Origin of the sequence: Streptomyces siamensis (assembly GCF_039543605.1) — a bacterium.
GTDB lineage: Bacteria > Actinomycetota > Actinomycetes > Streptomycetales > Streptomycetaceae > Streptomyces > Streptomyces siamensis.
Genome location: NZ_BAABKB010000023.1, coordinates 35637 through 61176 on the forward strand (window position 1 = coordinate 35637; position 25540 = coordinate 61176).

General features: G+C 66.9%; 22 protein-coding genes and 3 pseudogenes. 17 read left to right on the forward strand and 8 right to left on the reverse strand.

Features of this window, described 5'->3' with window-relative positions:
• Positions 1-349: 349 nt before the first annotated feature.
• From ABEB03_RS27145 to ABEB03_RS27155, 3 genes are read right to left on the reverse strand one after another with little or no spacing between them, the layout of a single operon-like run.
• A complete protein-coding gene (locus ABEB03_RS27145) occupies positions 350-973 on the reverse strand; it encodes a hypothetical protein (RefSeq protein ID WP_345654899.1) in 624 nt (207 codons plus the stop codon).
• On the reverse strand, positions 970-1359 hold the full coding sequence (locus ABEB03_RS27150; protein WP_345654903.1) for a hypothetical protein: 390 nt from the start codon (positions 1357-1359) through the stop codon (positions 970-972). Before ABEB03_RS27150 ends, ABEB03_RS27145 begins: the two co-directional genes overlap by 4 nt.
• Positions 1292-1831, reverse strand: a complete 540-nt coding sequence (locus ABEB03_RS27155; protein WP_345654908.1) for a hypothetical protein — start codon at positions 1829-1831, stop codon at positions 1292-1294. Before ABEB03_RS27155 ends, ABEB03_RS27150 begins: the two co-directional genes overlap by 68 nt.
• A gap of 646 nt (positions 1832-2477) precedes the next feature.
• Here ABEB03_RS27155 and ABEB03_RS27160 point away from each other — a divergent pair.
• Entirely contained in the window at positions 2478-3923 is a 1446-nt protein-coding gene (locus tag ABEB03_RS27160; protein ID WP_345654913.1) for an aldehyde dehydrogenase family protein, read from the forward strand.
• Between the two features lie 128 nt (positions 3924-4051).
• Positions 4052-4175 (forward strand): annotated as a pseudogene (locus tag ABEB03_RS27165) (hydrophobic protein).
• Between the two features lie 509 nt (positions 4176-4684).
• Here the strand turns inward: ABEB03_RS27165 and ABEB03_RS27170 are convergent.
• Complete coding sequence (locus tag ABEB03_RS27170) at positions 4685-5434, reverse strand: SDR family oxidoreductase (RefSeq protein ID WP_345654916.1); 750 nt, start codon at positions 5432-5434, stop codon at positions 4685-4687.
• Positions 5435-5807: 373 nt separating this feature from the next.
• On the opposite strand from ABEB03_RS27170, the gene ABEB03_RS27175 reads away from it, so the two are divergent.
• Together ABEB03_RS27175 and ABEB03_RS27180 are read left to right on the forward strand one after the other, a co-directional pair.
• On the forward strand, positions 5808-6395 hold the full coding sequence (locus tag ABEB03_RS27175) for a TetR/AcrR family transcriptional regulator (RefSeq protein ID WP_345654919.1): 588 nt from the start codon (positions 5808-5810) through the stop codon (positions 6393-6395).
• A 647-nt stretch (positions 6396-7042) separates the two neighbouring features.
• Entirely contained in the window at positions 7043-7441 is a 399-nt protein-coding gene (locus ABEB03_RS27180) for a VOC family protein (RefSeq protein ID WP_345654922.1), read from the forward strand.
• Positions 7442-7756: 315 nt separating this feature from the next.
• Here the strand turns inward: ABEB03_RS27180 and ABEB03_RS27185 are convergent, their stop codons facing one another.
• The gene (locus ABEB03_RS27185; RefSeq protein WP_345654925.1) at positions 7757-8584 is read right to left on the reverse strand and encodes an alpha/beta fold hydrolase; all 828 of its coding nucleotides are present in this window, start codon (positions 8582-8584) and stop codon (positions 7757-7759) included.
• A 378-nt stretch (positions 8585-8962) separates the two neighbouring features.
• On the opposite strand from ABEB03_RS27185, the gene ABEB03_RS27190 reads away from it, so the two are divergent.
• The 4 genes from ABEB03_RS27190 to ABEB03_RS27205 all read left to right on the forward strand — a co-directional run bounded on the left by ABEB03_RS27190 (position 8963) and on the right by ABEB03_RS27205 (position 12841).
• A complete protein-coding gene (locus ABEB03_RS27190) occupies positions 8963-10432 on the forward strand; it encodes an FAD-dependent monooxygenase (protein ID WP_345654928.1) in 1470 nt (489 codons plus the stop codon).
• Positions 10433-10617: 185 nt separating this feature from the next.
• Positions 10618-11010 (forward strand): PhzF family phenazine biosynthesis protein, encoded by a 393-nt coding sequence (locus ABEB03_RS27195; RefSeq protein ID WP_345654931.1) that lies wholly within the window; start codon positions 10618-10620, stop codon positions 11008-11010.
• A gap of 384 nt (positions 11011-11394) precedes the next feature.
• Complete coding sequence (locus tag ABEB03_RS27200) at positions 11395-11688, forward strand: DUF1330 domain-containing protein (RefSeq protein ID WP_345654936.1); 294 nt, start codon at positions 11395-11397, stop codon at positions 11686-11688.
• A 325-nt stretch (positions 11689-12013) separates the two neighbouring features.
• Positions 12014-12841, forward strand: a complete 828-nt coding sequence (locus ABEB03_RS27205; RefSeq protein ID WP_345654939.1) for an SAM-dependent methyltransferase — start codon at positions 12014-12016, stop codon at positions 12839-12841.
• Between the two features lie 305 nt (positions 12842-13146).
• Here ABEB03_RS27205 and ABEB03_RS27210 read toward each other — a convergent pair whose 3' ends face one another.
• Positions 13147-13965 (reverse strand): alpha/beta fold hydrolase, encoded by an 819-nt coding sequence (locus tag ABEB03_RS27210; RefSeq protein ID WP_345654944.1) that lies wholly within the window; start codon positions 13963-13965, stop codon positions 13147-13149.
• A gap of 1072 nt (positions 13966-15037) precedes the next feature.
• On the opposite strand from ABEB03_RS27210, the gene ABEB03_RS27215 reads away from it, so the two are divergent.
• Positions 15038-15646 carry a DUF6461 domain-containing protein gene (locus ABEB03_RS27215; RefSeq protein ID WP_345654947.1) on the forward strand — a complete coding sequence of 203 codons (609 nt, stop codon included), beginning with the start codon at positions 15038-15040 and terminating at the stop codon, positions 15644-15646.
• Between the two features lie 7 nt (positions 15647-15653).
• Positions 15654-15839 (forward strand): hypothetical protein, encoded by a 186-nt coding sequence (locus tag ABEB03_RS27220; protein WP_345654950.1) that lies wholly within the window; start codon positions 15654-15656, stop codon positions 15837-15839.
• On the opposite strand, the gene ABEB03_RS45410 is transcribed toward ABEB03_RS27220, so the two are convergent.
• Together ABEB03_RS45410 and ABEB03_RS45415 are read right to left on the reverse strand one after the other, a co-directional pair.
• Complete coding sequence (locus tag ABEB03_RS45410; RefSeq protein ID WP_425589304.1) at positions 15769-16479, reverse strand: DUF6092 family protein; 711 nt, start codon at positions 16477-16479, stop codon at positions 15769-15771. The two genes, ABEB03_RS27220 and ABEB03_RS45410, sit on opposite strands and share 71 nt — an antisense overlap.
• Positions 16388-16882, reverse strand: coding sequence for a DUF4232 domain-containing protein (locus ABEB03_RS45415; RefSeq protein WP_425589305.1), 495 nt, complete (start codon positions 16880-16882; stop codon positions 16388-16390). Before ABEB03_RS45415 ends, ABEB03_RS45410 begins: the two co-directional genes overlap by 92 nt.
• A gap of 188 nt (positions 16883-17070) precedes the next feature.
• On the opposite strand from ABEB03_RS45415, the pseudogene ABEB03_RS45420 reads away from it, so the two are divergent.
• From ABEB03_RS45420 to ABEB03_RS27250, 7 genes and pseudogenes are all read left to right on the forward strand, one after another.
• A pseudogene (locus ABEB03_RS45420) lies at positions 17071-17367 on the forward strand (Ku protein); the annotation flags it as partial.
• 650 nt (positions 17368-18017) lie between these two features.
• Complete coding sequence (locus tag ABEB03_RS27225) at positions 18018-18476, forward strand: hypothetical protein (RefSeq protein ID WP_345654953.1); 459 nt, start codon at positions 18018-18020, stop codon at positions 18474-18476.
• Between the two features lie 190 nt (positions 18477-18666).
• A pseudogene (locus ABEB03_RS27230) lies at positions 18667-19326 on the forward strand (transposase family protein); the annotation flags it as partial.
• 458 nt (positions 19327-19784) lie between these two features.
• Positions 19785-20270, forward strand: a complete 486-nt coding sequence (locus tag ABEB03_RS27235; protein WP_345654956.1) for an RNA polymerase sigma factor — start codon at positions 19785-19787, stop codon at positions 20268-20270.
• 197 nt (positions 20271-20467) lie between these two features.
• The gene (locus ABEB03_RS27240) at positions 20468-21106 is read left to right on the forward strand and encodes a GNAT family N-acetyltransferase (RefSeq protein ID WP_345655353.1); all 639 of its coding nucleotides are present in this window, start codon (positions 20468-20470) and stop codon (positions 21104-21106) included.
• A 57-nt stretch (positions 21107-21163) separates the two neighbouring features.
• Positions 21164-21418 carry a hypothetical protein gene (locus tag ABEB03_RS27245; RefSeq protein ID WP_345654959.1) on the forward strand — a complete coding sequence of 85 codons (255 nt, stop codon included), beginning with the start codon at positions 21164-21166 and terminating at the stop codon, positions 21416-21418.
• A gap of 387 nt (positions 21419-21805) precedes the next feature.
• Positions 21806-25339 (forward strand): WD40 domain-containing protein, encoded by a 3534-nt coding sequence (locus ABEB03_RS27250; RefSeq protein ID WP_345654962.1) that lies wholly within the window; start codon positions 21806-21808, stop codon positions 25337-25339.
• Positions 25340-25540 lie beyond the last annotated feature (201 nt).

The following is a 25540-nucleotide window of genomic DNA, read 5'->3' on the forward strand; positions in this document are numbered from 1 at the left end:
CCGTGACCGTGCACACGGTGGAACAGGCACCTCTCCAGCCCGGGCCAGCGGGCCGTGCTCGACCGGGGCCCGGCGGCGACCAGCGCCTTGTCGGACAGTTTCGGCCCTCGGGTCAGGGGCCGGTTGCGGACGGCCTTGTAGCCGGTGATCACCGTCGGGCAGGCGTCCGGGCCACTGTGGCGGGCCTGTCCCGTTCGCCGTCCTCATCACCGGGCTCATCGGAAGCCCGCCCTTGGCCTGTCCCACAGCCCTCGGAGTGACAGTTACCGGAGGTATCCGGAGCGGGAAACGAAGTCCCGTGGGGGAAGACACAGGCCAGGACGCCTTGACGTGGGTGGGCGGCCGGACGCTATCGATGGCATTCGCACGGGCAGACTCCACTCCCAGGGCAGGTGCCCGACGCGAACACCTCATCGACGACCCCGCGGTCCTGGAGCGCGGACAGCGGTCGGAGGAATCCTTTGATCGAATCCCTGTCCTTGACTGTCCGGTCGGGTGCGGTTGTCGCCAGCTGCGCGCGGGCAGTTGGGATTGCGCAGGCGAACTCGGCGACATGCCAGGCCAATCGGCTGTCGAGGTATTCGATGACCGGGTCGCCGCTACGGCCGGGGCTGCCTGCGACGAGGGAGGTCCGCCCGGCTTCGATTCGCTCGAAGCACCACAACATCGTGTAGTAGGAGGCAAAGTGGCTCCGTAGCTGATCAGCATCACTCAGATCCGGGGTCATGTCGTGTTGGTGGCCGTAGTGGAGACGTGCCATGTCGTGGCGAACGGCCACCGTCTCGCCGGAGTTGAGTTCTTGCAGCAGACTACGAGCGGTCTCGAACCTGGACCGCCGATGCTCCGTCTGGTGGGTCCGTACAGCGATCGCAACCGCCGCCAACGCCAGCGCGGCGGACGCAACGCTGGATATCGCCGACCAGGCATCCACGTCCATCGGCCCCCCATCGACCCAGGCCTTACGAATGATCACGTGAGGAGCCGGATGACAGGTGTCCAGCCGCTCAACACCACGGACGGCACCAGGTCAACACAACAGGTCGGTGAGGAGTTCCGTCCGACCAATCCGCCCGCCCCGCACACGCCAATAGGACGCGCTTGCGAAGAAGTTGGGTTCCAGGCAAACGCGAGTCCGACGATGACGATGTCGAGGTCGCGGTCGATGCCGGCGGCGAGGATGTGGAGGCTGGGCAGGTCGTCCTGCGGGAAGGCTCCGATCCAGTGCGGCAGGGTGAGGGCGTCGAGCTCGGGACAGTGGGTGCAGACGGTCTTGAGCTGGAGTGGTTCGCGCTCAGTGAGGGTTTCGGGGCGGCCGGGAATCCAGACGCTGACCGTCCGAGGCGGCGGACGAACGGTCACCGGCCGCGGCGAGGTGCGCCTTTTGTGCAGGTAGTCGTGGACGAGCTGCCAGCTGCCTCAGCTCTCTGTGGGCTCGCGGATAGCCGATTTCGGAGATGTCTTGAGCCAGCTCCGCCACGGTGACTTCTGCGTTCAGCGACGACACGAGTTCCTGGTCCAATGGCCGCAAGGCATACACGTCACTCACCGCTTCCAGATCTACAGGGACCTCGTAGTAGTCCTCGGCGAAGCGCTGGAACGCTTCGGGTGAGTGGTCGACCAGTAGTGGGAACAGCTCCGTCACCCCATCAGGGTCGGAATGACTCGAGGGGAAATCGATCGTCCCGTGGTGCCACTGATCGTCGGTCGCCTCCCGCCACAAGCAGGCCGTCACGACGGGCACGCCGTCCTCGCCGGTAAACGACGGCTCCTCGACGAAGGGCTTGAAGACATCGGGAACGTCGTCGATCCGCTCCCGGCCAGGGCTTGCCATCGTGGCCGTACGGGCTCATCCGCGATTCGTGGCCGAAGCGGTTCTTCGACGCCGTCGTCACCGCCTCCTGTCCCGAGGCCTACGCCGTCGTCGACCTCATGGACGCAGTCCAGCACATGAGCGGCGAACGGCCCGACGCGTGCGGCCCAGTGATCGAAGACCCCGAACGCAACTGGCTCATCTGGCGAACCACCTCCGTACCGGCGGGAAGGAACTGCAGTCCCGGCGTGGAGTCCACAGCGCGCAGCTGCATGGAACACGGATTTCACGTCACCACCTTCACGGATACGACAGCAGCCTTCGGTGGACGCCCTGCCTACGATGCCATGATCTTGCGGTATCCGCTCATGTCGCACGCGACACTCAGCGTTGACGAATTCCTTTCCGCAGCCCCGTCCGCGGAAAGCTGATGCCGAAGAGCCAATGCTGCGACGAGATGAGCGGCGTCGGCCGCTGGTCTCGTATCGAACGTCGCTAACCGCGAGTCGCCGGCCGAAGGATGTGCCGCCGCAAGCTACCTTCCGGCATGCGCATGCATGCGAGCACTACACCACGTACAAAACGTCTGTCACCTCAGCGGTCCTACGGTTCAACTGCTGGCGGATACACGTCAGCGCACCTTCAGATGTAAAGGCCATGACAGGACATGATTCCCACCCGCACTTTCTGGCTCGCCGGACGCCCGGCCAGTGGTGAGACGACCTTGGCGGTTACCTCCCCCTGGACCGGCCAGATCATCGGAGAGGTCAGTGTTCCCACCGATGAGCAGGTCGAGGAGGCGGTGGCGGCGGCATACGCCGTTCGCGATGAGTTCGCCGCTACCCCGGCATATGTACGTGCCGCCGCGCTCGACCACGTGAGCAAGCGTCTCGTGGAGCGCAGTGAGGAGATCGCGCGGCTCATCTCTGCGGAGAACGGAAAGCCGATCAAATGGGCTCGCGGTGAGGTCGGCCGTGCGGTGTCCGTGTTCAGATTCGCCGCGGAGGAAGCGCGCCGCTTCAACAGCGGCGAGGCTCAGCGGCTGGACACTGACGCCGGCGGCCAGGGCCGGCTGGCGCTCACCCGCCGCTTTCCGAAAGGCGTTGTGCTGGGGATCACGCCGTTCAACTTCCCGCTGAACCAGTGTGCCCACAAAGTCGCTCCGGCTATCGCGGCCGGCGCCCCGATCATCCTGAAGCCGGCGCCCAATACTCCGCTGTCGGGTCTGATCATCGGCGACCTGCTTGCCGAGACCGGATTGCCTACCGGTTCATGGAGCATCCTGCCAGTCGCCAATGACCGGATGCCAGAGCTGGTGCAGGACGAGCGCTTGCCCGTTATCTCGTTCACCGGCTCCGAGAGGGTCGGGTACGCCATCATGGACTCGGTTCCCAGAAAGCACTGCACGCTGGAGCTCGGCGGGAACGGTGCGGCCGTGGTGTTGGCCGACTTTGCGAGCGACGAGGATCTTGACTGGGCCGCCGCGCGCATCGCTGTGTTCTCCAACTACCAGGGCGGACAGTCCTGTATCTCCGTGCAGCGTGTCATGGCCGACGCCGCGGTGTACGACCGGCTGCTGCCGCGGATCGTCGCTGCCGTCGAGTCTCAGGTCACCGGGGACCCTTCGGATGACAGGACCGATGTGGGTCCGCTTGTCAGTGAGGACGCAGCATGCCGCGTCGAGTCGTGGGTCGACGAAGCCGTCGGTTCCGGGGCCACGCTGTACACGGGCGGCAAGCGGGAGGGCGCCTCGTACGCGCCTACGGTCCTCGCGGACGTTCCGGCAGATACAACCCTGGCCTGCGAGGAGGTCTTCGGGCCAGTTCTCACGGTCCTCAAGGTGTCCGGTGAGGCCGAGGCCTTCGCCGCCGTGAACGACTCCAAGTACGGACTGCAGACAGGCGTGTTCACGCGCGACCTGCAGGCTGCCTTCCGGGCCCATCGGGCTCTGGAGGTTGGTGGAGTCGTGATCGGCGATGTGCCCTCCTATCGCGCCGACCAGATGCCGTACGGCGGGGTCAAGCAGTCTGGTGTCGGCCGTGAAGGAGTGAAGTTCGCCATGGCGGATTACACCTACGAGCGCGTGCTGGTCCTCACTGACCTTGCGCTGTAGTAGCAAGGCCTTCTGGTCGGCATGCTGCCGGCCGCCGGTCGCGAAGGGCAGGGCGGCGTCGGAACCGAACACGCCGTCGCCGGTCACCGTGCAGCTCCGACAGGTGTCGGCACACGCAGTCGACAACCGTGGCTCCGCTGCTGCTCGTTCTGCTTCGCACCCGTCCCGTTCGGTGCGGGCTTCGCAGTCAAGGCCCTTTGGCGGGCAGCGGCCGCCGCCTTGGTGCTCTGGCTGCTCGGGTTCGTCATCTGACTCGAACGCACCATGGGAGTGGGGCCCGGCCGCTAGCGGCCGGGCCCCACTCATGCTGCTTGCGCCAGTGCCGACGCTCAGAAGCAGGCGTTTTCCACCGGCATGGACGCGGACTTGCCGGCTGTCATCATGGGCATGGACGTCGGTCACGGGTCCTGCTCGTTGCGGAGGGACTCGAGGAGATTCGTGCCTTGTGGTGCCCTGCCGGAGAAAGGCCTCGTGTCTTCTGCCGCTTCCTCTGGCTGTATGACCTCGGTGACGGCGGTGACACCCACGATCCTGGACGCAAGCCATCGCTGGCCGAAGCCACCGTCGACAGCGCTGTGGTGATGAGCCATGCGAACGGCTCCGGCTCCACGCCCTCGGTCGATTCCGGGTGCACCGCTTGGGTGCACACCGGCGGGGCTGCGCCCACCCGAAGGTTCCGTGTGACTACCGGTGTGACCGCGACGCGGACGCGGCGACTCATGTCTTCGCCGGGACGTGCCTGGTGCATCCTCAAGCGGCGATCAGATCTGGTTGAGTCCGCCGTCGACGAACAGCTCGGATCCGGTGACGAAGCTACTCTCACTGCTGGCCAGGAACAGTGCGGCAGCAGCGGCCTCGTCCGGGTGCCCCATCCGGCCCAGCGGAATCTGGCTGGCGAAGGCGTCCCTCATGTTTGCGGCCTGGTCGGCGTCGGCAGCCAGGCCGGTGATGCCGGGGGTGACGATCGGTCCGGGAACCAGGGTGTTCACTCGGATCGCGCGGCCCCTGAGTTCGTTGGCCCAGGTGCGGGAGAAGGAACGGACCGCGGCCTTGGACGCGGCGTACACACCGAAGGCGGCGCCGCCTGAGGTGGCGGCGGTCGATCCGGTCAGGATCACCGAGGCGCCGTCGTTGAGGAGCGGAATGGCCTTCTGAACGGTGAAGAGCATTCCTCGCACGTTGATGTTGAAGGTGGCGTCGAAGTGCTCCTCCGTGACCTGCTCAAGAGCGGCGAACTCACCGCCGCCCGCATTGGCGAACAGTACGTCGATGGGCCGGCCTCGCTCGGCGACAGCCGCGTAGAGGAGGTCGATGTCCGCGAGGTTCGCGACGTCGCCCCGGACGGCGGTGGCTTCCCCACCGATCTCGGCCAGTGCGGCGTCGAGGGCCTCCTGCCGGCGGCCGGTGATGAACACGTGCGCGCCTTCACGTGCGAATCGCTTGGCGGTGGCCAGTCCGATTCCGCTGTTGCCTCCGGTGACGACTGCCGTCTTCCCGTCAAGCTGTCCCATGATCGTTTACCCCTGTCCGGTGCGAACGCCAGAAGTCGCGCACCAACTGTCATTGCGGTGTTACAGCCCGAACCGGACGGCCTCGGACCCAGTTATGGACTGTACGGTAAAGAACTGAGTTATGGACCGCACGGACAAAAACGTGACTGCCTCCACACCTCCGAGCGGCGACAGGCCGGCCGACGCCGGCCCGCCCGCGAGGGCGCCGGCAGAGCCCTGGGGGGGCGCGCACCACGCGCCCCCGCCATCACCCGGCCACTCCCTGCACGGCGGCCACACCAGGGGCTGCCCCGACCCCCGCGGCGCCGCAGGCACCCCGGACGGCATCTCACGATCTGGACCGATAGGTCAAGAATGACGTACGCTGTTGAGCATGGGACGCCCGCGGAACTTCGACGAGAACCAGGTGCTGGAGTCTGCGCGCGAGCAGTTCTGGAATCAGGGCTACGCGGCTACGTCACTGCAGGACCTGACGGACGCCACCGGACTGGGCAAGGGAAGCCTGTACGGGGCATTCGGCGACAAGCGGCAGCTGTTCCTGCACGTGCTGGACGGCTACCGCGACGAACAGCTCAACAGCGTCCGGGCGGTCCTCACCGGGCCCGGTACGGCCTTCGAACGCCTGACCCTCCTCATCGAGGAGGTGGTCAAGGGATTCACGGAGGACCCGCAGCGACGCGGCTGTCTTCTGGTCAACAGCACGTCCGAGCTGCACAGCAATGATCCGGATGTCGCCTCCCGGGCCCGGGCCAGCTATCAAGCCGTCGAAGATCTTCTCATCGCCTGCGTGAAGGAAGCCCAGGACGAGGGGGCGGTCGAACCGAGCGCGGACGCACAGGAGCTCGGGCGGCTGCTCCTTGCCGTCATGCAGGGCATCGAGTTTCTCGCCAAGACCGACATGGACAGCTCGGCTCTGCTGCAGATAGGCCAGGCCGCCCTCAAGGGGCTGTCCCGGCACTGACCACCCCGCGGGCCGACGCCTTTCACAGGCGATGTGCCGACAGGCAGGGATCCGGGTGGTCCTGCTCGAGTCGGCATGCGAGCACCCAGCGCACCTGCCTTCCGAACGCCCCCACGAGTGGCCCGGGCGCCCACAACAGCGCAGTTGACCGCCTGCCCCTCTCGCCATGCCCTTGAGCAGGCTCTCCGGCTGCGCAGCTGTGCCATCGACGGCGCCTCAACGCGGGCCGGACGGCGCTGTGGCAGCCGACGACGCCGGACCATCGCCCACGGGACCTGGGGGCGAGAACTCCAGCTGCCCAGGTCCGCGCAGTACCGCGTTCGCGCCTCTCTTCCGCATGCCAGCGGCAAGCTGCCAACTGGTGCATTGATCGCCAACTTCGCAATGGACCCGAAGACTACGTAAGTTCTTGACTGAACGGTCCATAAGACCTACCTTTGAGTTGCGACCCGTGGATTCGCTACTGCAAGTGGCATCGGGTCGGCGGCAGACGGGCACAGACTGTTCCGCCAATACGGCAGAGAGAAGCCGGGTGGGACTGGGCGAGGACCTCGCGTGCCCTACCGCAAACGACTGCACACGCTCAATGAAAAGTGATCACCATGGCCACCGCTGCCCAGCCGCCCTTCACCTTCAGCCTTCACAACGTGACGATTTCCGTCAGTGACCTCGACGCGTCGATCCAGTGGTGGAATCGGGTGTTCGGCCTCACCCTGCTGGCGAAGTCCCGCTTCGACGCCATCGGGGCGGACGTCGCCTTCCTGGAGGGTCCCGGGTTCCGGCTCGAACTCCTTCAGCCCGCGGACGCTGTGCGGATCCCCGAACTGACGGCAGAGCCTCCCGCACACATCCGCCCGATCGGCAACAAGGCCCTGGTCTTCCGCGTCGAGGACCTCGCCGGCGTCACCCGCACCTTCCATGATCTGGGCGTGACGACCGTCTGGGAGCAGATGGACCTCGGCGACGGCAGCATCTCGACCGCGATCCGTGACAACGACGGAAATTTCATCAACGTCTTCCAGCAGGGCGCAAGCCCGGTCGGCTGACACAGCGAACCGATCGCGCTCAGTCCATCCACGGGGCACATGACCCGACGCTGGGCGTGGAGACGGCACGCGATCGCCCTGGCCGCCAGGCCAGGTATAGCCGCTCGGAACGTAGTTGTCCGGGAGATGGTTCGGGAGCGCCGCCGCCCGCCGCAGCTGAAGTTGCAGGTCTGCGACGGCCGGCCGGGAAACCCCTACGCATGCGCCCAAGGCCCGCGGGCCCTCTCCTGGGCGGCCAGTCGCAGCGCCGCTTCGGAGTGCCCCCGGTCGGCGGCAGTGCTGCCGGATGTCCCGTTCCCCGGGTACCAGCCGCCGCTAACTGCGCGCGAACTCGAGCAGGTCCTTGTTGAAGATCTCGGCGTACTTGGGCACCATCGCAAGGCCGTGCGGTGCGCCCTCGTAGACCTTGTACTGCGCGCCCTTGACGATCTTGGATGATTTGTCGCCCGCGGAGACGATGGGCACGATCTGGTCGTCGTCGCCATGCACGATCAGTGTCGGCACATCGACCTTCTTCAGGTCCTCGGTCGTGTCCGTCTCGGAGAACGCCTTGACGCAGTCGTAGGCGCCCTTGATGCCGACCGTCATGCTCCAGAGCCAGAACTCGTCACGTGTTCCCTGGGAGACGGTCGAGCCCTCACGGTTGGCACCGTAGAACGGGGCGCTGAGGTCCTTGTAGTACTGCGAGCGGTCCGTGAGCACGCCCTGGCGGATCTCGTCGAACACCTCGATCGGCAGGCCCTCGGGGTTGGCTTCCGTCTTCAGCATCAGCGGAGGGATGGCGCCGAGCAGGACCAGTTTGGCGACCCGTGCCGTACCGTGCCGGCCGATGTAGCGGGTGACCTCGCCGCCGCCGGTGGAGTGCCCGACCAGAATGACGTCGTGCAGGTCTTCGGCTTCGATGACCGCCGCCAGGTCGTCGGCGTAGGTGTCGAGGTTGTTGCCGTCCCAGGGCTGACCGGAGCGGCCGCCACCGCGCCGGTCGTGGGCGATGGCCCGGAATCCGTTGTCCACCATGAGCTTCATCTGGGGATCCCAGGCGTCCGCGGTGAGCGGCCAGCCGTGGGAGAAGACGACGGGCTGGCCCGAGCCCCAGTCCTTGTAGAAGATCTGAGTGCCGTCCCCGGCGGTGGCGAAGGGCATGGTTGCGCTCCTCTCGAAGTCAGCTCGCGGGCCTCGCACGTCACGCCCTCCGAGGATGTGACGGAAACGGCACCGCATTCGGTCAACATATGCGCGGGGCACGGATTCGGCGCGTTGGCATCACCGCTCCGGTATGAGCGGGACGGCCGATGCCTGACAGGCGAGGAAGAGGCCTGTCTCGTACGGTGGTTCATACGAAATGCTCCCGGCACCTGCACCGTCAGGAGCCACGCGTTACGCCACCCGAGTGAACTCCCGGACGCCTTCGCCCACCCGCCCGGACCTGCACCGCCGGTGACGAGCGGCAGCCTGACAATCACCCGCCGTACTGCTCGTTCAGTCGCACGCGGAGGACAGAGCATGGGATCCGACGTTGACGTGCTGGTCGTCGGTGCTGGTCCAGCAGGGTTGCTGCTCGCAGGCGACTTGGCCGAGGCCGGAGTGCGCTGCACCGTCGTGGAACGGCGACAAGGGGAATCCCGGCTGACACGCGCATTCGCCGTTCACGCCCGAACGATGGAGCAACTGGACGCCCGCGGCCTGGCCGACGACCTGCTGCTGACCGGCCTCCGCAACCCGATCCTGCAATTCCTGCGGATCGATCTCTCGCGCCTGCCGACCCGCTACCCCCACGTCCTCGTGACACCCCAGTACAACACCGAGCGGCTGCTCCTGGCCCGCGCCCTGGACCACGGCGTGAACATCATGCGGGCCCACGAAGTCACCGGCGTCCTGCAAGACCCCACCGGTGTCGACGTCACCGTGAAGACGCCAGCCGGCACTGAACACACCCTGCGCGCGGACTACGTGGTCGGCGCGGACGGACGGAACAGCTGCGTACGCCAGTCCCTCGGCCTGCCGTTCCCCGGCCGCTCCGCCATTCGCTCCATGATGCTCGCAGACGTCCGTATGGCCGACCCACCGAAGAAGCCGCCCACCGTGGCGGCGATCGGAGACGCCTTCGCCATCGTCGTCCCGTTCGGTGACGGCTGGTTCAGGGTCATGGCCTGGAATCGCCACCACCCCATGCCCGACAACGCATCGGTCGGTCTGGAAGAAATCAAAGACGTCGCCCGCCAGGCGCTCGGCAGCGACTTCGGCATGCACGACCCCCGCTGGCTCTCCCGATTCCACAGCGACGAACGCCAGTCCCCCCGCTACCGGGTGGGCCGGGTGTTCCTCGTCGGCGACGCCGCCCACGTCCACTCCCCCGCCGGCGGCATGGGCCTCAACACCAGCATCCAGGACTCCGCAAACCTGAGCTGGAAACTCGCGGCCGTTCAGCGCGGCCGCGCACCCGAGGCCCTGCTCGACAGCTACCAGGACGAACGGCACCCGGTAGGACAGCGGGTCCTGCGAATGAGCGGCGCGCTGCTGCGCGGCGTCCTCACCACACCACGAGCACTGTGCGGCCTCCGTGACCTCTCAGCACGTACGGTGCTGCAAACCCCACCAGTGGCCCGACGAATGGCCAGAGCAATCTCAGGAATCGACATCTCCTACGCCGCCCCGGCCGGCGCACACCCCCTCGTCGGCAAGCGCGCACCTGACGTCGCCCTCAGCGACGGACGCAGACTCTACGAAGCCCTCCGCAAGCGACGGTTCGTCCTTGTCACCCCACCCGATCCCGAGCGCCTCCCCTCACTGATCAAAGAATGGTCCGGCGAGGTGGAGATCGTGTCCCCCAAGGGCACCACCAAAAAAAGTGTTCTGGTCAGACCGGACGCCTACATCGCATGGGCCATATCGGACGAGTCACCTGAACGTCGCATCGACGCAGCGCGCCAGGCATTGACCCAATGGTGCGGCCCACAGGCCACCAGCTCCGGAACCCCTTCGCCGGACTAGCGCCACGACCAGACCTGCGGACGGCCCACCGCAATTTCGACGGTCAGGCAAGCCGAAACGGTGACGGCCTGACGGCCTCGTTCGATCCGGGCCCGGTCAGCCTGCGTAGCGCCGGTGGACCCGAACTGAGGGCAGTCGCAGGCGGCCACGGACTGACGGAGAACGCGGTCGCCGACGACGCCTGCGTGGCGTCGAACGGGCGGCCGAGGCTTCTGCTGACCATCCGATCCCGCGCCGCACTGGCCGAACTCACGCCGGACTTGACCCTGTTGCGCGCAGCCTGTGACCGCTACGGTCTGCTGGGCTGCTACGCCTACTCGCTCCCGGACCGACACGGCCGAGCAGCAGCCCGAATGTTCGCCCCGTCGATCGGCGTCCCCGAGGACATCGCCAACGCCAACAGCACGGCCTGCCTGGCAGCGCATGCTGCCGGGTTCGGCGCATACCGCCTCGCTGTCGACATGGGTGACCACCTCGGCAGCCCGTCCACCATCACAGCAACCGTCCACCGCGACCGCACGGGACACCGGATCCGAGTCGGCGGCCAGGCAGCGATCGTGCGCAGGGGCATGCGATGAGGTCCGCGCGCTCAAGGCGAGGGTGCCGGTGCACAGCGGGTCCGACCGCTCCTGTGAGAGCCCGGCCAATTCTGGCGGCATCTGTGGCAGGGGCTCAGGGTTGATGGCCGATCACGTCGTGCTGGTGCGACTCGTACCTACTTGTCGGCACCTCTCGTTCTAGTCCGGTCCGCCGCCCTTCTGGCGAGGCCAGTCATCGACTCGACCGGCTCTGGCACGTCCTCGCCCGCCGACGCTCACCCGAGACCAATCCGATCGCAGCCCCAGCCGGTTGATCGAAGCCATTCAACTTCGACGCCGTCTCCGTCGGCTCGCTGACGCACAGCGAGCCGGCCATGGATCTGAGCATGCTTCTGATCATCAATTGCGAACACAGGAGGTACCGTGGCCAAGGGCTACTGGGTCAGCGTCTACCGCACCATCGCAGACCCTCAGAGGCTTGCTGCCTACGACAAGCTGGCCGGTCCAGCCGTCAAGGCCGCGGGCGGGCGGCTGCTCTCCCGCAGCAGCCGGGTCGTCGCACACGGTGCCGGAATCGCCGAGCGCACCGTCCTGATCGAGTTCGACAGCTTCGAACAGGCGGTCGCCGCACGCGCGAGTGCGACCTACCAGGAGGCGCTGGCAGTACTTTCCGACGGCGTCGAGCGCGACTTCCGCATCATCGAAGGCCTCGACTGACGACCGATGCCACGTCAGGGAGGAACACGATGCCGGCCGCGGGGATCACCCCGGCTCGTCAGCGCGCCGCACTGTCGCGAAAAAGCGTCAGGCCGGTGGCATCGGCGATGATGTCCGGTCCGGCGACGGTTCCTTCCCGGCGGCACGGCGGCTCGCACGTCGGCCTCGATGTCGGCGGGGCGGTTCCAGCGGCCGATCTGGGTCATCAGGGCGGCGTACGGGTTCGGGGTCGCGATGTCGGAGAAGTCAGGTTGGACGTCACTCGGCAGTGTCGGACAGCGGGGTTGAGGGGTTTCGGTGAAGCTGTCGTCGTGGACAGCAGATAATGGCCGCTATGACGTACGAAGGCTCCTCCATCGACCCGGCCAAGCCCAGCATCGCCCGCGTCTACGACTACCTGCTCGGCGGCAAGGACAACTACGCCGTGGACCGCGAGATCGGTGACGTGTTCAAGCGCGACCTGCCCGGTTCGGTGGCCATCGCCTTCGCCAACCGTGCGGCCCTGACCCGGGCGGTCAGGGAGATCGCGAAGACAACCGGCATTCGACAGTTCATCGACCTGGGCAGTGGCCTGCCGACCGCGGACAACGTCCACCAGGTCGCGCAACGGCACGCCCCCGAGTCCCGGGTCGTCTACGTCGACATCGACCCTCAAGTGCTGGTCCACGGCCGCGCACTGCTGGAGAACAACGACCGGACCCGCGTCGTCGGGGTCGATGTGCGCAACCCCGAAGGCATCCACTCTCACCCCGACACCCTGGAAATCATCGACTTCACTCGTCCCGTCGCCGTCATCCTCAGCGCCATCCTCCACCACGTCAACGATGACGAGGACCCGGCTGGCATCGTCCGCTACTGGCGAGACCACGTCCCCTCCGGAAGTCACTTCTTCATCAGCCACTTCCGTTCCGGCAACAACGCGGAGAGCGCGGAGGCCGAGAAGGTCCTCCAGCAGACGTTCGGCCGCGGCCGGTGGCGCACCGACGCGGAGATCGCCTCCCTGCTGGACGGCCTGGAGATCCTCGACCCCGGGATTGTCCCGGCGTCCCTGTGGCGTCCCGACGAGAGCGACAAACCGTGGAACAGCGGCGAGAGACGAGAGCTCACGGTCTGGGAACACCTCATAGCCGCCGGACTGGCCCGGAAAGCCTAGACATGATCCCCGGATGACGGTCGCCGGGCAGATGCGCCTCCGGCCGACAGGTCGCCGGGTTGGCAGAGCTCGTCGGAATCGACGCCGACAAGTGAGCGGAGGGCGTTCGGCCGGCCCTCGTCCTCCGCATTCGTCAGACCCCACGGCCCATTCAACGAGCCTCACCCCAACACCCCACCCACGTCCGGAGGTCCGAGAAACAGCGCCTAGAGCCAACCGGCGTCGCGGATGTCAGCGCTGCTGGGCGCTATGCATTGCAGAGGATCCCGTGGGGGTGTTCGGTGGTGCCAGTCTTGTTGCGGCGGTCAGGACTGGATGAAGGCGAGCAGGTCGGGGTTGAGGACGTCGGCGTGGGTGGTCAGCATGCCGTGCGGGTAGCCCGGATACGTCTTCTGCGTGCCGTTCTTGAGCAGGTCGACCGCACGCGGCACGGAGCTGGCGAAGGGGACGATCTGGTCGTCGTCGCCGTGCATGACCAGGACCGGCACGGTGATCTTCTGGAGGTCCTCAGTATAGTCCTCCAGCCAGGACAGGGGGGTCTCGTAGTGGGCCTGGATACTGCCGGCCATGGCCTGGCGCCACCAGTTCGCAATGACCCCCTCCGACGGCTCGACGCCCCGACGGTTGAATCCGTAGAACGGGCCTTCCGGCACGGCCCGGAAGAACTCCGCCCGGTTGGCCAGTGTTCCCGCACGCACCTGATCGAACCATTCCTGGGGCTGGCCAGCAGGGTTGTCGGGGCTCTTGACCATGTTCGGGGTCAGGGAGGCGACCAGCACTGCCTTGGCGACTCGGTCCTGGTAGCGGGCGACGTAGCGTGCTACCTCGCCGCCGCCGGTTGAGTGTCCGATGTGGACCGCGTCGCGCAGGCCGAGGTGCTCGGTCAGCGCCGCCAGGTCGGCGACCCAGTGGTTCATGTCGTTGCCGGTACCGACCTGCGCGGACCGGCCGTGCCCGCGCCGGTCGTGCGCGATGACCCGGTACCCCTTGTGCAGGAAGAACATCATCTGGGCGTCCCAGTCGTCGGCCGACAGGGGCCAGCCGTGGCTGAAAACGATGGGCTGGCCAGCACCCCAGTCCTTGTAGAAGATCTCAACGCCGTCGGGAGTGATGATGGTAGGCATCTGTCCGTTCCTCTCTCTTGTGGTCTATACGCATCCGACGACGAGGCACACGAACATTTGTGAATGGTCGGTGCGATCGATCGATACGCGAGCAACAAACCGTCAAGTAGCGTCAGCTGCCCGAGAAGAGTGGCTGGAGAACCACGCCAGTCGATCCACTGGGGATCCTCCGGCACGTTCTCGGGATCAGAGAGGCCTGCAGCCTCGAGGAACACGACGAGGCCGTGGTCGCTGAAGGCGGTGCCGAGGTCCCCGGCCCGACCGTGGGCGCACGCGGTGACCTTGCGGCCGCCCGTGGCAGAGGGGCGGTGCACGACAATCGGCGCGCTGGTCACGCCTCCCAGCGTGCCCCAGTCCGGTTCGGTGAGCGAGTCGGACAGTGGCCCTGAGCACCGTGCGCGAGGAAAAGTGCGCCGGTTACGCATAGCGCCTGGAAGTACCCGCCGACAGCACCGTAAGCGCCTTCAGAAGCGGTTGCGTGTGCAGGTGGCGTCGTTCGCCGCGACGCACGCCCACGTAGCGGGAGTCTCCGGGAGGAAGCAGGAGTTGACATGGTCGATGAGTGACGTGCTCGATGGTGCGCAGTCTGTAGAGCGGGTGACGCACCGGGATTCCGCACTGTCCGGGGACGGCGAGTTCACCGACGATGTCGTCGAGCACGAAGGAATCGACGAACCGGAACAGTCCGCGGGGCTGGGCGCGTGGTGCGGGGGGTTGGAGGCGGCGGCCGCGGCTCCAGGCGGTGCCTGTAATGGTCGGCGAACTGCGGCGGGCATATGGGATAGGGATTCTGGCTGGAGCGCAACCGCTTGATGTTACTGGACTTCGATCCGCTGGTGACGGGCTTGGCCTCGCAGCCGTTCCGACTGTCGTGGGCCGGGTCGGACGGGCAGCAGGTGCGGCAGCGCCAGACTTCTTCGTCCGCCGCTGCCACGGCACAGGCTTGGTGCCCTGGTTCCTGCACCAGCTACGCGTCATCGCGCACTGGGTCCAGGAAGCCGCCGAGCAGACCGCACCCCCGCAGTCTCAGTCTCAGCCACCGATGTCAGTGGCATCAGCGAGGATCTCGGGCATGACTTCGACTGCTGCCGACTACGTGTGGTTCGAGGAGAGATTCCCCGACCTCGCAGAGGCATACTGCTTCACCCTGGTGCACGGCCTGCCGCCTTCTGAGGTCCTCCGCCGTCTCCATGGCTCTGTGGAGTCTGCGCGGACCGGGGCGAAGCAGATAACAGAGGCGGCCTTCGACCTCCTGGACTCCGACAACACCCGGCAGCTGATCGCTATGACGAGCGTCGGGGACTGGACACTGCTGATCGAGCCCAACGGCTATCTCGGCGTCACCGAGGAAACGGCCCTGCCGGCATCCGCCGGCACCACATGGGTCTCGCACTTCGTCAACATCAACGGCGTCGACTCGTTTCTCTGGGCCGAGGACGGGACGAACCGTCTGACCTTCGAACCCGGATTCCCCGACAGCCGATGGGGCACCACCCCCAACGAACTCCTGAAGACCATGCACGACATCGGCTTCCAGTTCTGGGAGGAGACCTCCGACAGCGCGGAGGACCACTCCGCACCAGCAGCATTCGCGCTGGCCGAGCATCTGACCGGCGTCCGCATCACACCAGAACTCCTTCAAGAAACGACCTTCACCTGCGGCAGCGCAAAGATCAGGTGACCCGGCCATGGCCTCCCTTCTTCACGACGTGGACACGAGCGCCGCCTGGACCGCCCGCGCCCTCAACAGCTCCGGCTACCGGGCGGACTTCACACCCGAAAGCCTGCCGGACATCGAGCGCTTCATGACCGAGCACACCGACCACGGGATCGCGGCAGACGGCGGTTTGCCGCCAGCCGGCCCGCTGCGGTGAGCAGCCGCATGGGCGCGTACTCCGAGGCCTCGGCCAGCTGGGTCCTGGCGGCGGTCACCAGGTAGGCGGGGAGTTCGACCGCGTCGTCCTCGGCGAGCACGGGAACCACCGGCACGGGGGACTCCGGAGGCGTCACAGATGTCGAAGGCGTCAAAGACAGGGTCATCAGCATTCCACCGGAGCACCGGCACCGCCTTTTGGGCGCTCGTTGAGGCGGCGGCCGCGTCGGCACGGCCAAGAGAGGCAGTCCCTGGAACGGCACCGCGGCGTCAGCGCCGGGGTGCCGTCCGGCGGCCCGTTGCCGCAGGTGAAGGATCTGTACATGTCGGCCCTGAGACGCGACCAGTCCCGCCTTTGCTGCCGAGCGCGCGCAAGGACCTCGGAGGGCGATGCGCGCAGAGCTGGTGCCCTGCGCGCTTCCGCTCTCCTGTGCCGGCGGCGATGGCAGGGCGATCGGGGCGGAGGCAGGCGAGGCGGCGCTCAGGAGCATGCGATCTCGTCGGCGGCGATCGTGGCGCCGGGCCGCCGCCCATGGACGCTGCCTCAGATCATCCGGCGACCTGGACAGGACTCGTCTCAAACGCTCCGCAGATGAGCAGCTGGTAAGGGAGGAGCACCTGCTGGAAGCTGGCCGGCGCATAGATGCCGATGTAGTCGGGGAGTGGCCGACAAGCCGGGGCGACTGCCGCGTTGTTGGTGCGTATCGTCGCACTGACCGTCTGGCCGGGGTTTACGGACACTGTGGTCGCGGGGGAGCTGCTGTGCGTTGCTGGGCTACCGATCTGTTGGTGGCCGGCGTCCAGGACGCTCACGCCGGGGTATCCACGTAGGCTGCAGACGCGCGTGGAGGTGTTGGTGAAGTTCACGGGGATGAAGATGGATCCGGCGGCGTACTCCTCCTGGCCGAGAGACAAGCGCAAGTCGGCGGCCGTGCAGGTCGGGGTGAGGGGTGCGGCTTGTGCGGAGTGGGTTACGCCAACCGCGCTGGCAGCGGTAAGGAGTGCGGCGGCGGTCAGTGCTGCTGTTCTCGTCCCGGGGATCATGGTGGGCCTCCGTTGGCTGGACAGCCGCCGGTGTGGCGCCTGCCACAGCTTCCAGGTTGCGGCTCCTCGCGCGTGGGCGCAGCTCGGGTCTGGAGTGGCGATCACTCGCTGTCTGGGTTGGGCTGGTGGGTCTAGGGGATGCGCGCCTGCTGGAGGTAGTAAGCGTGCCGACTGCCACAGCCAAGAAGGTGACCACCTTCTCGCTGGTCAGCATTCCAATCAGCGTGTATCCCGCAACGTCCCAGCGTCGGGTCCCGCTCCACATGGTCCATGATGGCGGCGGGGGGCGGCTGAGGTACAGACGCGTCTGCGAGCTCGACGGGCAGGAGCTCGCGGAAGGCGAGATCGCCCGTGGCGTCGAGATGCCCGACGGCGGCACGCTTGTCCTCTCGCGCCAAGACCTGGAGCAGTTGCCGACGCCGGACACCACGGAGATCCGAGTGCTCGGCTTCCTGGACCAGAGCCGGGCGGACCCCCTGCACTACGACATGTCGGTGCTGCGTACCAGGCAGCGCTCGGCGGACCGCGGTATTCCGTCGGTCCTTTTGCCTGCTTGTCCCGATGGACGGAGCGCGGCGCCGGTCCGGGTGGCCGGCCTGCGCCATCAGCCCTTTGCCTTGGGCCAACCGCACCCGTTGTCCTGTCCCTCTCCGCTCCTCTCAGCAGATGGACCTCGACCACCCCCGGTACCGACGCACCGTCCTCGCCGACCCGCCGAACACCGACGCCACCGGGGACGCCGCGGGCGAAGAGCCTCTTGGCAGTGAGCGGCTCTGAGGCAGTAGGGCGTCGTCAGCGATACCAGCGCCCGCGCCCCGGCCCGTAATGTGCTCGGCCCCGGCGAAGCCGAGCACATGGCATCAGACCCTGCTCACCGTGCGGCTGATGTTCGTCAGGCTTTCCCGGGCCCCTCTTCATCCGTGCCGACTTGCACCGGACGCACAGTGGGATCGCCTTTCCCAGTATCACCGCATATAGGAAAGATTTTCGCGAAGCGCTTGTATGGATTATTCCGGGAGGAGGACGCTGGAAGACCGCGTAATGGGTTGGGGGGAATCATGGGCTTTGCAGCTTTTCTTGCAATTTCAAGGCTATCGGCGAAGTTCTGGGCACGGTCAACTCCATCTACCAGTTCGTGAAGAACATCGAAGAACTCTCGCAGGACCCGAGCGACCCGGCTCGCGACCGGCTTCTATCCACATACGCACAGCTCATGGAGTCTCGTCGGGCGACCCTCGCTGCCTCGGCGAACATCGTGAAAGAGGTCCGGGCGCTGAATGAGCGGATCTTCCGGAGCACGCTAGCGGACAAGCTCGACGACGCAGACCAGGCGGTCCAGGGTCTTGAGAACTGGCGCCGTTCCGACTCGGCCGTCTCCCGTGACCTGGCATTGGACTCCTCAGCCGGCGCGCTTTCCGACATGCTGCAGCTCGAGTCCACCGGCGCATACCCCCCGCTGGCGCTGGCCCTTGGGCATATACAGATCCTGGGTGCGCGGCTTGCGGTCTTGAGCGAGGCTGACCCCGGGTTCGGCAAGTCGTCTGTGGCCAGGCGGCCCATCCAGGCAGGCATCGTTTCATCCGTGACTGTGTGACGGAGATGGAGCAGGAGACCCTCGCCGCGAATGAGATCGAGGTCATCGAACACGTGACACAGAGCCCGCGCCCGTCACGGCAGGGCCCTCGGCCGCAGTTCCACTGGGTACGGATCTCCTACGCCAACATCAACGGGACGTCGCCCTTCGATACCGAGCTAGGGCCGCAGGAGGAGACGTCACCTGACATCTCGACAGCACTTCACGCTCGACCGTCACCCGGGCTGTCGGTGAGGTGCGCCAGCTGCTGGCGAGACGGGGCTGTGCTGTTCCCGACAGGCCTGGTCTGCGGCTTCGAACGCTGGAGGACGTGTTCGCCTATGCCCAGGCCGAAGGAGTCGAGCTGCGTCTGGATGCCGCTGAGGTCCAGGTCCGCCGGTCGCGGGCCGCGGCGGACGCCGTGCCTTCATCTCAGGCAAGACGAAGCAGAACACCATGAAAGCCACTGTCATCGCCGACCACCACGGCCGCACCCTGAGCCGATGGCCTGAGGCCGGGACGGATGCACGACGTGACCGCGGCCCGTGCGGCGGGTATCACTGGCTGTTTCCGCCACTTCGACCTGGTCGAAATCCTGCTCGATGGCGGCTACCTGGGCCTGAGCCGCGACCATCCCGGCCAGGCCCTCACCCCACCCAGAAAGTCACGGCCCGGAGCGCCGGCCGGCAGAGTCGAGCAGTGAGAACACGACAGGCACGAACATTCCTCCGACCGAATCACCGTCGAGCACGCCCTGGCCGACCACAAGCGCTGGAAACAACTCATGCGCTGGACCCACCGCCGCGACCGGCTGCCCGACACCTACCGGGCCGTCGCCGGCCTCGTCTCCGACCGCACAGCCACCGTCTGAATACAGACCACGACCGGGCCAGGCCTGACCCAACCGCCATCACGCTCCGACTCGTTGGACCTGGCGGCATCCTGTGGTGGCAGGCGTGAGCAGCGGCGAGATGTTCGCATCCACCTCACTGTCGGCTGTGACTCACATCACATTTCATGTGAAGGGGCTTTGGGAGCTCTGGGTAGACATGATGGACATCCACCCGCAACCCCCCGAACAGCCAGAGCCGCTTTCCGGCGCAGAGGCGGGAAGCCCCGCGCCGCCCGGATCGGCTCCAGGCGCGGAGCATAGCGAAACAGCCGGCCTGGTGCTCTTGATCAATACAGTTCTGGGAGGCTTGGGAACCCTGTATGTGACGACCAGATCAGTGACCGTCACACTCATTTCGGCTTTACTGGTCCTGCTGATTGTCATCGTGAAGCGCAGGAGCGGGCGTGATTCCCGCCCGGGCCGGAGGGGCAATCGGAGTGGAGAGTGATTCCGACAGCTTCACGGACTTTTTCAAGCACCACTATCCCCGGGTGATCGCCATGTTGGTCGTCCACCGCCGCTTCACCGAGGTGACCGCGCAAGACGCGACCGCCGAAGCGATGACCCGGCTGATCCAGCACTGGGGAAAAGTGCAGGCACCTCAGGCTTGGGTCCGAACGGTTGCGTCCCGCCTGGCCTGCCAACTGGCAGGCAGTCAACAGCAGGTCGGACTACCGGAATGGGAACTCATTGACCAGAGGTCCGCGCAGGACCTGGCCGCAGCGGAGCTCGCGCTGGCCGCGGGCACTGCGATCGGCGCCCTGCCCCGACGGCAGCGGGAAGTCATGACGCTGACACTGGTTGACATGACTCCCTCGGAGATCGCCGAGATTCTCGGGTGTACTCCGGCGCAGGCGAGTGCCAACCTCGCTCACGCGCGGCGAACCCTGAGGAACGCGATGCGGATGGATAAGGAGGCGTGAATATGGATCCGACGCACATCGGCGAGTCAGAGTCGGCCGATCAGGGGGCCGCCTACAACCGAATCGTCGCGCACTACGCCGCCCCGGAAACTCTGTCAACTGCCCTGGAGGAGGTAACTGCCGAGGCCCGACTCCGGGCCGCAGCCCAGGAAGATGCCGGCCGGGCTGCCAACGTCCAGACGGCGACGACGCCAGCCGTGACAGGCACCTTCCCCAGCATCGACATCAGCACGGAGCGGCTGTTCCTTCGCCCTCTCGATGAGGAGGACATCGAGGCGTTCGCCGAGATGATGAACGATGAGTCCATCACTGCTTGGACGTCCGCGCCGCAGCCCTACACCAAGGCTGACGCCCACGCCTGGATTGCCGACCTTGCTCCGGCCGAACGCGCTCAGGGCCGCGGCATCGTCTTCGCCGTCACTGAGTTCCTCACCCAACGCCTGGTCGGAATGGTGCATCTGCGTAACACCGACTGGCGCACCCGCTCCTCCGAGATTGCCATCGTCATCGCGCCCTGGGCACGCTGCGAGGGCTACGCCTCCGAGGCGATCCTGGGCATCACCAAGTGGCTTTTCCATCACCAGAAGTTCGAGCGGCTGGAGCTGCGCACCGGCACCGACAACGCCGCCGCCCAGCAGGTGGCCCAGAGGATCGGATGCATCTCTGAGGGTGTGCTGCGCAACGCCTGGACGGCACGCGCCAGGACCGCGGATGGCGAGTGGTGTGAGGTGCGTACCGACGTCATTGTCTGGAGTCTGCTGCCGGAGGACCTCCCCGATGTCCACGAGCAACTGGCCGATACCGGCAGTCTGACGTCGTTCACCGAACGGAACTGACGAGGATCGTGCGGCGTAGCTGGCTCGCTTGTTCGGCGATCTTGGTTGTTGGTGTTCGTGACAATCGTGCTGACCCGGCCGAGGCAGCAACAGCTCGTTGCCGCACAGGGGTTGGAATCCGCATTCAAGGCGGCGACCGCATGGCCGTCCGATGTCCGCATAGACTCTTTTGCGCGGCTCGCCGACTATGAGCCGGCCTGCCAGCAGGAGGCAGGGAGGCGGCTTCGGAAGGACGGCCTGCCCGCTCTGTGGAAGCTGGCCGAGGAACAGTCCGAGCGGTACCGGCAGGCGGCGGAGCTGCTTGTCGGATAAGACCGTGCCCTATGGGTGAGTCGGCGGTAGCCGATGAGGGCTGGGCCATACCGCGAAGGCCAAGAAATGTTCGGCCTTGCGCTCGTATCGTCGGTGCCATCTCGGACGCGTCGACGTCAGGGACGTGGCCCGAGGCTAGGATTCCGATCACTGCGGAGATCCACACAGACCGAGTTCACCTCTCCCACTGCCATCCATGACCACGAGGCCACGCGTGGCATGCAGCCGCCCCGACGACCAAAGTGCCCGCACCCATTTGGGCAACAGCAGACACAGCCTCGCCGAACCCCGCTGCAGGGGCTGATGCCTGGCTTCCACGAAGAAGCCATCAACGCCCCTCTCACAACGGCATGATGCCCATTTATGGGGATGCGTGGTCGGTGGGGCGTGCGGACGGCGATCGCGGTGTGCGTGGCGGCCGGGGTGTGGCTGGTGGTGACGGCGCTGCGCGATGGCTGGGGTGAGGCGGACCCTGTGGCCAGTGTGCTCGGCTCTGTCGCAGGACTGGCCGCTTTGGCGGTGTCGCTGGGTGGTGCCCCTGCCGAGCCTGCAGCAGCGCTTCGACAGCCTCCGGCTCCTGACGTGCCGCCGTGGTGGGTCGACCGGAACGAAGCCGATGCCGTGATCAAAGCGGTACGCAGGCGGGCCCGGCGACGGCGGTCCGGCGCTCCAGTGGCGATCACGGCCGGACTCCATGGCGCCGGCGGGTTCGGGAAGACCACCCTGGCAAGGTATGTAGCCGCCCAGCGGTCGGTGCAGCGGCGGTTTCCTGGCGGCGTGCACCTGATCACCATCGGCCGTGACGTCCGCGGTCGTGCGGCCATCGCCGCGAAAGTCGCGGAGGAAACGCGTCTGATCACCGGTGACACCACCGAGACCGGCTCGGACCCCGAGCGCGCGGGCGCCCATCTCGGCGCCCTCCTGACGTACAGGCCGCGAACCCTGCTGATCATCGACGATGTGTGGGAGCCCGAGCAGCTCACGCCGTTCATGCGCGGCGCAGAACAGTCCTGTGTGAGGCTGGTGACCACCCGGCGGCCGCACGTCCTGCCCGACACCACGATCCGCATCGAGGTGGACCGGATGACGCGAGAGCAGGCCCGACGGCTGCTCACCCACGGTCTTCCCACCCTGCCTGAGCCGGAGGTGGTGGAGCAGCTCGTCAAAGCAACGGGACAGTGGGCGCTGCTCCTGGGCATCGCCAACAAGTTCATCGCCGATCAGGCCGGCACCGGGGCCGATGCAACCGCCGCCGCCGGAACCCTGCTGCAACGGCTGCGCACGGCCGGGCCCGCTTTCCAGGACACGGACGACACCACGCTCGACCTCAACGATCCAGCTCACCGCAATACCGCAGTCCGGGCGAGCATCCGCGCCGCCACGACTCTTCTCCAACCCGAGCACGCCGAAAAGCGTTTCAGTGAACTGGGCATCTTCGCAGAGGACGAGAGCATCCCGATCCCACTGGTGACGACGCTATGGCAAGCCACGAGCGGCCTCGACGAAACAGCCGTCCGCTCCCTGTGCAAGCAGATGGCCGACCTGTCCCTGCTCAGCATCGACACCACCGTGCCCGACGGCGCCGTCATCCTCCACGACGTCGTCCGCGACTACCTACGCAGAGAGCTGGGAGAAGAAGGCTGCCAAAGCGCCAACCGCGCACTGCTCGACGCCGTCGCCGCCAGCCTGCCCATGCCCGAGGACGGCCAGGTGCCCTGGTGGCAGGTCCAGCACGGCTACCTCCTCGACCACCTCATCGAGCATCTCCTGGACGCCGGCCTCGCACTCCAGGCGCACCGGCTGGCGGAAGGCTTCTGGTGGGTTCGGACACGACTCCACCAGCGCGGACCCACAGCACCCTGGCGCGACCTCGACCGCATCGGCGCTCACGCCGGCGGCCTGGCCCGCCAACTCACCCAGGCTGCCCACCTCCTGACCCCCACCGAGCCCCCTGATGCTCTCGATGCGATCCTGCGCAGCCGCATCACCAACACGCCCCATTGGCCTGCCAACCCGTTTCCTCCGGGGACCCCCGGCCTCCTCAACCACTGGCCGCCTCCTGACCTGCCCGACCCTGGCCTGGTCCGTACCCTGACCAGCCACACCGACGCTGTGTACGCGGTGGCGTTCAGCCCGGACGGCACCCGCCTCGCCGCCGCCAGCAGCGACGAAACCGTGCGGATCTGGGACCTTGCCAGCGGCGAAACGCTGCACACCCTCACCGGCCACAACACCTGGGTGAACGCAGTGGCGTTCAGCCCCGACGGCCGCCTCGTTACCGGAAGTTCTGACAAGACCGTGCGGATCTGGGACCCCGCCACCGGCGAAACACTCCACACGTTCACCGGCCACAGCGGCCGGGTGACCACGGTGGCGTTCAGCCCCGACGGCACCCGCCTCGCCACCGCCAGCAGCGACGAAACCGCGCGGATCTGGGACCCCGGCAGCGGGGAAACGCTGCACACGCTCACCGGCCACAACAGCGCGGTGACCGCGGTGGCGTTCAGCCCCGACGGCACCCGCCTCGCCACCGCCAGCAGTGACACAACCGCGCGGATCTGGGACCCCGCCACCGGCGAAACACTCCACACGTTCACCGGCCACAGCGGCCGGGTGACCACGGTGGCGTTCAGCCCCGACGGCACCCGCCTCGCCACCGGCAGCGGCGACGAAACCGTGCGGATCTGGAACCTTGCCGACGGAGAAACGCTGCAGACGCTCACAGGCCACAACAGCGTGGTGACGGCGGTGGCGTTCAGCCCCGACGGCACAGGCCTGGCCACCGGCAGCGGCGATGAAACCGTGCGGATCTGGGACCCTTCTACCGGCGAGACGCTAGGCACCTTCACCGGCCATAGTGCCTGGGTGTACGCGGTGGCGTTCAGCCCCGACGGCACCCGCCTCGCCACCGCCAGCAGCGACACAACCGTGCGGATCTGGGACCCCGCCGGCGACGGAACCACCCGCACCCTCACCGGCCGCAACAGCGCGGCAACCGCGGTGGCGTTCGGCCCCGACGGCCGCCTCTTCACCGGGAGTGACGACCACCAGTCCCTGCAGATCTGGGACCCCGCCACCGGCGAAATGCTCCGCACCCTCACCGGCCGCCGTGGCCGGGTGCTAGCCCTGGCGTTCATCCCGGAAGGTACCAGCCTCGCCATCGGGAGACCGGTGGGCCCTCGCACCGATGACCCGCATTCAGCACCACCAGTGGTGGCGAATCCGGACGGGCCTTTCCCAGTCACCGGCGACAGTGACGGAACCGCGCGGATCTGGGACCTGACCAGCGGCGACATAATCCGCGTCCTGACTGGGCATCATGGCGCAGTGCGTACGGTGGCATGCAGCGCGAACGCAGCCTGGCTCGCCACCGGATGTGAGGACGAAACCGTGCGGATCTGGAATCTCGCCACCCACGAGGTCAGCACCTTGACTAGCCACAACGGCACGGTGACCGCGGTGACGTTCACCTCCGACGGCACCCGCCTGGCCACCGCCAGCGGCGACAAGACCGTGCGGATCTGGGACCCCGCCACCGGCGAGATGCTGGGCACCTTGACTGGCCACAGCGACACGGCCACCGCGGTGGCGTTCAGCCCCGACGGCACCCGCCTCGCCACCGCCAGCGGCGACAAGACCGTGCGGATCTGGAACCTTGCCACCGGTGAGACGCTGCGCACCCTGACCGGTCACAACAGCCGGGTGTCCACGGTGGCGTTCAGCCCCGACGGCACCCACCTCGCCACCGGCAGTTGCGACAGGACTGTGCGGATCTGGGATCCCGCCAGCGGTGTGCCGACAACCATGATGCGGACGGACAGCAGTGTGTCCTGCTGCGTCTACAGTCCGGACGGACGCCTCGTATTCGCAGGCACGACTGCCGGACTCTGCGCCTATGCGATTAGCCCGCAGACTCAGTGACGTACCTCAACAAGGCTTGCACCGCGCGCGATCAGCGCACTCGCAGACAGTGCACAGACCGAGTTGGGCGGCCGATGTGCCGGGCAGTCTCCGTGGGAGTGGACTCCCGTGCGACAGCGGATCGCTCAGCGTGGCGGCCGCCGCGCACCCCAGTCGGTCCATCTGGTGCTGCCGAGCAAATCCCGCCCCTTCGCCGAACAC